The 6347-nt window shown below is 41.6% G+C and carries 9 protein-coding genes; all 9 read right to left on the bottom strand.

Translation table 11 applies throughout. From position 1 onward, the window contains the following. Positions 1-410 (bottom strand): hypothetical protein (locus ACUVJL_RS39640; RefSeq protein WP_445250830.1); only part of this gene is annotated, 410 nt, incomplete at its 3' end. Between the two features lie 114 nt (positions 411-524). After that, positions 525-725, bottom strand: coding sequence for a hypothetical protein (locus ACUVJL_RS39635; RefSeq protein WP_445250829.1), 201 nt, complete (start codon positions 723-725; stop codon positions 525-527). Then, positions 718-1095 carry a hypothetical protein gene (locus ACUVJL_RS39630; RefSeq protein WP_445250828.1) on the bottom strand — a complete coding sequence of 126 codons (378 nt, stop codon included), beginning with the start codon at positions 1093-1095 and terminating at the stop codon, positions 718-720. The genes ACUVJL_RS39635 and ACUVJL_RS39630 overlap by 8 nt, the downstream gene beginning before the upstream one ends. Positions 1096-1295: 200 nt before the next feature. Next, positions 1296-1490: a hypothetical protein gene (locus ACUVJL_RS39625; protein ID WP_445250827.1), complete on the bottom strand. Its 195-nt coding sequence runs from the start codon at positions 1488-1490 to the stop codon at positions 1296-1298. Between the two features lie 322 nt (positions 1491-1812). Continuing rightward, positions 1813-2625: a hypothetical protein gene (locus ACUVJL_RS39620; protein ID WP_445250826.1), complete on the bottom strand. Its 813-nt coding sequence runs from the start codon at positions 2623-2625 to the stop codon at positions 1813-1815. Positions 2626-3566: 941 nt separating this feature from the next. After that, positions 3567-3839, bottom strand: coding sequence for a hypothetical protein (locus tag ACUVJL_RS39615; RefSeq protein ID WP_445250825.1), 273 nt, complete (start codon positions 3837-3839; stop codon positions 3567-3569). Between the two features lie 16 nt (positions 3840-3855). After that, positions 3856-4869, bottom strand: a complete 1014-nt coding sequence (locus ACUVJL_RS39610) for a protein rep (RefSeq protein WP_445250824.1) — start codon at positions 4867-4869, stop codon at positions 3856-3858. A gap of 620 nt (positions 4870-5489) precedes the next feature. Continuing rightward, the gene (locus ACUVJL_RS39605) at positions 5490-5840 is read right to left on the bottom strand and encodes a hypothetical protein (RefSeq protein WP_445250823.1); all 351 of its coding nucleotides are present in this window, start codon (positions 5838-5840) and stop codon (positions 5490-5492) included. 224 nt (positions 5841-6064) lie between these two features. Further along, positions 6065-6347, bottom strand: a 283-nt coding sequence (locus tag ACUVJL_RS39600; protein ID WP_445250822.1) for a hypothetical protein, incomplete at its 5' end; no start/stop codon positions are given.

Here is a 6347-nt window from a genome sequence, read left to right as displayed (position 1 = left end):
TTCAGATATTCATATCGCCGTTGCTCCCAATTTTCAAATTGTTTTTTCTTTTCTTCAACTTGAACTCTTGCAAAAGTATTTTGGTCATCATTAAGCTTTGGTTCAAAAATCTGTACATAAGACGTTTGGATTGCTTGTAATTTTTTTTGACTTGTTTTATCTGGAAACACAATCCAACAAATGTTAATTTGATATCCTATTCTCTTTAAAAACTCAAATTCTATTTTTCTGGGGTGATTTTTAAACTTCATTCTTAAGTCTACTGTAATCCCAATATAGAGAAATATCTTACTCTCTCCTTGCATTGCTGTTACGAAGTAAACCACTTTTTTTCCATATTTTGGCAACAAATCGCTATTCTCCAAAGCTACTTCTTCCAATGAAAAAACTTCACTAATGTTATTCAACATTTGACTTGTCCTCTAAATTCTGTTGGTTGACTTACAATGTGGCGTACTTAAATTTTCAATTTGGCGACCAGGAGAAAAAATCAGGCATAGCTCTCCCCCTGGCGCACGTTTTTATCAGTCGCTTTCTTCTGTGTCTACACTACTGTCTACACTGTCTACATTGTCTTCAGGAAAGGGAATGCCGTAAGTTTCTAGCATTGCTTCCCACGTAGCAGTTTTGGTCAGCTTGCCAAAATCCTTGGCGTCTTCGTTGCCAAAACCGCAATCCAAAGCGATCGCTATGAGTTGATCAATGCGACGATTACTTTTATTCATTGTTGACTCCTGCTTCACTGGCAGACACAATGAGATTAATTAAGTCGATTGCTTCTCCCAAACAGCTCTCTGCTTTTCCTAAAGATTTGGGCACATCCTCTTGGTAAGACTCCAGCAATAGTGATGATTTTTCAGTAAATTCACGACAAGCTGTATCGCTTTTGTTGCTGATTGAATATTGAGCCAAGTGCATATCCAAACTTGTCAGAAAAATTTCTGAACGGCGACTGGTGTGCACGCTGTAAATCGAAGTTATCAACAACTCAGTCAGTTTATTGACAAGCAATTTGTCAATAACAATTTTGTCGCTTGCCTCAGCACAGGTTAAGTCTTGCGATCGTCCACAAAGACTATCGTCTGTAAATGTCATAATTTTTAAGCTCCAAACGTTGTCAGCTAACGGATTGGGGAAGTCGTGACTTGTTCGGTGTTACCAGCACCGGGCAGTCGCGCCTCAGTCTTCCTTAATAGTTACGATCGCAGCTTCCCAGGAATCTGTCAAGTCATTAGAGTAAAGTTTTTTTGCCTCAGCTTTCCAAAATTTGTAAAATAGCTTTCAAGTTACCCAGGTCAGTTTTTAATTTTTTCTCTGGCTCGGAGCGGGCTGAGAATTATGGCCGCGTCGGGTATTAATTTCTTAAAAAGTCTGGCGGTCGGAGCAGAATTTTGCTTCAGCTCGCAGAATTCCGCCTCGATTTCCTTCCGATCGGCGCGCTCTGTTTCAAGTTGCGATCGCAGCTCCATCAATGGGAGAACTGCTTGCAAACCATTTCCATAAGCGGTTGCCTAAAGCGGTTGCATATTCTCTTGGGTAACGTAATGAGGTTACCTAAAACGGTTGCTTACCATTTCCATAAACGGAGAGAACTGCTTTCCTGACAACTGCCCCAGCGCAGCTCCATCAATGGGAGAAATGCTTGCCAACCATTTCCATAAACGGTTGCATAACAGGGTAGGCGGGCATACTCCAATTTTCCCATTCACTTCAAAACCTTGTTCTAGGCAAACATATCATTTTTTCCCCGCATAAAGGAACCCTAGTCGCTACGTTAGGAAACGCTAATTTAACCGCCTTTGCCATGAAGTGTTAGCTCACTTCTGGGTCGCCAAGCTTTGCCTTACAAGCTCTAACAAGTTCTTGATGTGCATTGTGTACTTCTGTTCCCATAGCATTTAATTCATTTATTTTTTCCCACCGAGGATCTTCTTCTTTAAATTTATGGGATAGCACAGATAGGTCACCATTTTCTGTTTTCCAAGTAATAGACCATAACCCATTTTCAAACGAGGTAAGTTTTACCATAAAGTCTTTTCGCTTACCTTCAAGCTTAGGGTCTATAAATTCATGAGACGCATCGTTCCATTCTTGGGTAAAACTATTAATATCTTTTAACCATTCAGCGGGAAATGGGTTTGCGACATCATTATCACGAAGTAGATACATCATGTGGCTATTGTAAGGAAACTGCTCTAAAAGCTTTGCAAATAATAATCGATCGGAGGGTACTGATAAACTTATAGCAGCAGAACCAAATGAAAAAATTGATTTGTTGAGATTACGTCGAACCCAAGCTTCATGCTGCAATTTCCACTCTATTAGGGTGCACGTTGAAAAATCAGCACCATTGTTTTTGTCAATCATATCAGCGCAAGAAGAGCAAAGAAAAATTGCGTTCTCGATTGCTCCTCGCTCTTTCGGACTAAGTGAGTCATCGTATCGTGGTCCGCCAACTGCAGCAGCAGTTATGTGCGCTGCCTTGCCGATGTACAGAAACTTATCCGAGATAGTATCGGATGGAGAGATGGTGAGAACTTTGCATTCGGGCTGAGAACAAATGTATGAAGCTCGTCTTGCCAATACGTCTACAATTTTTTTGGTAAAATTGTCTCTTTTTTCCATAGGAGCTAATTTATTATACCTTCCGTACATAAATAGAAGCATAGCATTTGCTTTTAAGAAGTTGACTAGGGTTTTCTGTATTGCTAAAAATCAGATGTAATAACTCAAGCCCCAAATTACTACTACAGAGTCATCAAGATAAATATATTCTCAGCCTTAAAACTTGCAACCACTAGGGCTACACTAGAATAGTCCAACTATGGGGAGATTGTAGAGAGTAGGGGGGAGGGTGTAAGACACTATGCAAAACGTGTAAGGCAATATGTAAGACACTATGCAAAACGTGTAAGGCAGTATGTAAGACACCACTGCTAAGGCACAGCAATATTAACCCTAACAATTAGGGCTAATACCATACAACGCATACTCGGCAAGAGATTGAGCGATTTTAGTGTCAGTTTTTAGTATCTCAAAGAGAGTTTATCAATACCTCACACGCCCAACTGCTACAGCTTTGTCAGATAAGTAAGTTTGCACCCCTTCGGAAACGTAACTTAAGTATATAACCGCTTATGGTAACGGTGTCTTACGGTTTATGGTAACGGTAGAGGTAAGCTCATCTAAAAATTGACTAGTTAACTCCGTTAGGCTCAAAAAAGTCTATGTAACCTAAAAAATCACACATCTCACAACCTTGACCCTCACAATTTTGACAAGTCTCACAATCCTCATTCTCAACTAAATCAGTTGAATGAGAATCAGTTTCGCATCCATCATCATCAAACTTTGAAATATGGCGACCTGTACTCGCCAAGGTTCTGTAATACATTTTTAGTTTTCCTCCTGTTAACAATGTGTTTACAGTATGTTACTACCATTTATAGCAATGTTTTACACTTGTCTAGCAGTTGTCTAGTGGTATGTTACCTAGTGTCTAGTGGTATATTACCTAATGTCTAGTGGTATGTTACCTAATGTCTAGTGGTATGTTACTTACTACATTATTGCAAGGTGTCAGGAACTTGAACAGCTCGAGCTTGAGTAGAAATTATTTTGTCTATTACACTCTGAGCTATAACAGCTGCTATGACTCGACTTGAATAAGCTTCTGATAAACTGTGTACTTTTTTGCGTCGATGACCTGTCACTTTAGGCGACCAAATCTCAAAACGCCAACCAAGTTCAATACCGTAACCAGGAACTGGTTCAGGATTTAGCCACCGAACGTGAATGTCAAAACCCTGATAAAAATAATGGCGTCCTTTGTTACTCATTTTTATTGATTAAGAATTATTTATCAAGAAATGTTCTAAAGCGAGCAGTTTTTTCTATAGATTTTTGATAACGTTTAATTTGATTAGACCATTCAAAAGTCAAGTAAGACTCATCCTCGGTCTTTTCATCTTCTTCAATATCACCATTTATTAAGTCTTCAGGCTCGTCCTCAGAGAAGAATTCTTTCAAACATCCACCAATCGAAATCGACCTAGTTTTCTGCAACTGTTTGGTTAATTCACCCAACCATTCGGGGTCAGCCAGCAAATCCTCAGGCTTGACAGAGTATTTTAAAGTTTCACAGACTGCGTGTGCTATTGCATCTTTAGAGGTATCTCCTGTCGCATTTAAGGTGCCTTTCTTAGGTTTAACGGCTTGGACACGAATCATGGGGGTATAGTCAGCTTTAAGACACGATTGCCAGAGGGTTCCCCAATTGGCTTGAGTAATATATTTTTGGCTACTAAAATAACCAGCAGGCATAAGCATTAGGCAATGGAAGTGAGGGTGCGCTGTACCGTTGACAGCCCTGGTAACCTCAACTGACTTAATAAAACCTAGAGCAGGAAAAACTTTGCGCTCAGTCAATTTTTTCCAAGCAGCATTCATCCAAGTCAAAGTAGCCCGAAGTTCGGAAAGCTCACAATTCCTGACTGTCAAAGTCAGAAACACCCACCGAGCTGTGGGGTATTTTTCTTGAACTTGAGGCAGCGCCTTAAAAAATCTGGCTCTCCACATCTGCTGGCGTCTCCACTGACAGACCGGGCAATGCCGCACTCGACAAAATCGAGCTTCCCTAAGTCTGAGGTTTAATTCCCCATCATCCTTCGCCTGGAGCGCATAGGTCAACCATTCACTACACTCACGAATGCGCTCGGCATAGCGAGCATAGCCATCACCACCACACAGGTCATAAAGCTTTTGAATTTCATCAGATTGGGCACGGTGGAGATCCCAAGGTTTGTCGGACGGCGAAATATCAGACAAGTACCAGCTATCCCCCCCTTCAGATTTCTTTGAAGTGGGCATAAAATCCTTGCAGGATAAAGGTTTTGGGGAACTAGCTGGAACCTTGCGTAATACCACGTTTATATTGGCACGCTGCTGTTGATGTGTCAAGAAACCTGAAAAGACCTTGGCTTAAAGATTTGGAGTTAATCACGCTATCGAAGTTATCCCTCAATAATCAAGATAAGGTGGAAAATTAGCTCAAACCTATGAAAAATCAAGGGTTTCAGCCATTCTCAAGAATTTTGCTTGTTGAGAAAGCTTTGAATAAATTCTGGCCGCTAGGATAGCTCTTCAGAATCGCGCCTTTAAACGGGCTTTACCCTCGTTTTGATGTGATATCAGTGCAAGGCAGTAAAGGCACCTTAATCGACGCGCTAGATACCTCTAATTGAACGCTGATTGAGATGGTGAGTGAGGGCTTTTTTGTTGTTCCCCCTTTCAGTCTCCCGCTCCGGGGTACTCCGTCAAGGGTCCGCAAATTTCTACTCGCTAGGCTCTCAGCCGATTCTAAGCTTTTTTGCTTGCTCCCCAGACCCCTAGCTCGGCTGAGAACCAAGCTCGTCACGAATTTTGCTTTCCACCCTTGACTGAGCCTCCCCCCTCCGCTGGTTGAAGATGGGGGGGAACAACAAAAAATATCAATGCTGGTTGCGAAATGTCTCGTCACTCACTAGCACCCACTCATCCCCCACCATGACTCTCTCAGCTAGCTTGCGGGCTTTCTCTCTTGCTGCCAGTTCTTTGATTTCTTCCCCTGAAAAGCTCTTGGAAGGATGCCCCGAAATGATTCCTAAATCCTCAGAAGCCTCTGAAAATGGCAGTCGCCCGTTATTTTGGTCCATGTAGTGCGCTACTTTCAGAATCTCTTCCACAAACGCCAGTGGGAGCCGTACCATCTTCAGCGGTCTGTGTTTCCAAAGCGGAACTCTACCAGCTCCTGGTCTTGCTCCCCCATGCCCCATTTTACTTTTTGCTTTACTTTTCTTCATTGTTTTATTTGAATTGTGTGACTGTTTCAAAATGGCTGTGTTTTACTCTCCATAAGCTTTTTACCTATTCCTATTATTTATTTTTTCCTGTTTGTTTACCGGGTATCACTCACCCCGGTTGGTCTAGTCCTTTGCCTGCGGCGCCCTTAAACTCCGAGTGTCGCGGCCGGGGGGGGCGGGCCACGCTTAGCTGTCCCCCCCGGCCCACGCTTACAACTCCAATTTCAAACAGCAATTTTTTCAGGTTTGTATGGGGGGAAAATTAGATGTTGTTTATCATCAAAAGGTTGTTTGCATACCTCCCATATTTTCTTGATTATGATGTCTTTGTCGTCTCCACTTTGCTCCCAGTTTTCAATCTGTTTTTTCAGATATTCATATCGCCGTTGCTCCCAATTTTCAAATTGTTTTTTCTTTTCTTCAACTTGAACTCTTGCAAAAGTATTTTGGTCATCATTAAGCTTTGGTTCAAAAATCTGTACATAAGACGTTTGGATTGCTTGTAAT

This window comes from Microcoleus sp. OTE_8_concoct_300 (assembly GCF_031383065.1).
Lineage (GTDB): Bacteria > Cyanobacteriota > Cyanobacteriia > Cyanobacteriales > Microcoleaceae > Microcoleus.
This window is presented reverse-complemented; position numbering and strand designations above follow the sequence as displayed.

Coding starts and splice junctions, on each gene's coding strand:
- ACUVJL_RS39635 (WP_445250829.1), bottom strand. CDS start 725: ATGAATAAAAGTAATCGTCGCATTGATCAACTCATAGCGATCGCTTTG.
- ACUVJL_RS39615 (WP_445250825.1), bottom strand. CDS start 3,839: ATGAGTAACAAAGGACGCCATTATTTTTATCAGGGTTTTGACATTCAC.
- ACUVJL_RS39630 (WP_445250828.1), bottom strand. CDS start 1,095: ATGACATTTACAGACGATAGTCTTTGTGGACGATCGCAAGACTTAACC.
- ACUVJL_RS39610 (WP_445250824.1), bottom strand. CDS start 4,869: ATGCCCACTTCAAAGAAATCTGAAGGGGGGGATAGCTGGTACTTGTCT.
- ACUVJL_RS39605 (WP_445250823.1), bottom strand. CDS start 5,840: ATGAAGAAAAGTAAAGCAAAAAGTAAAATGGGGCATGGGGGAGCAAGA.
- ACUVJL_RS39620 (WP_445250826.1), bottom strand. CDS start 2,625: ATGGAAAAAAGAGACAATTTTACCAAAAAAATTGTAGACGTATTGGCA.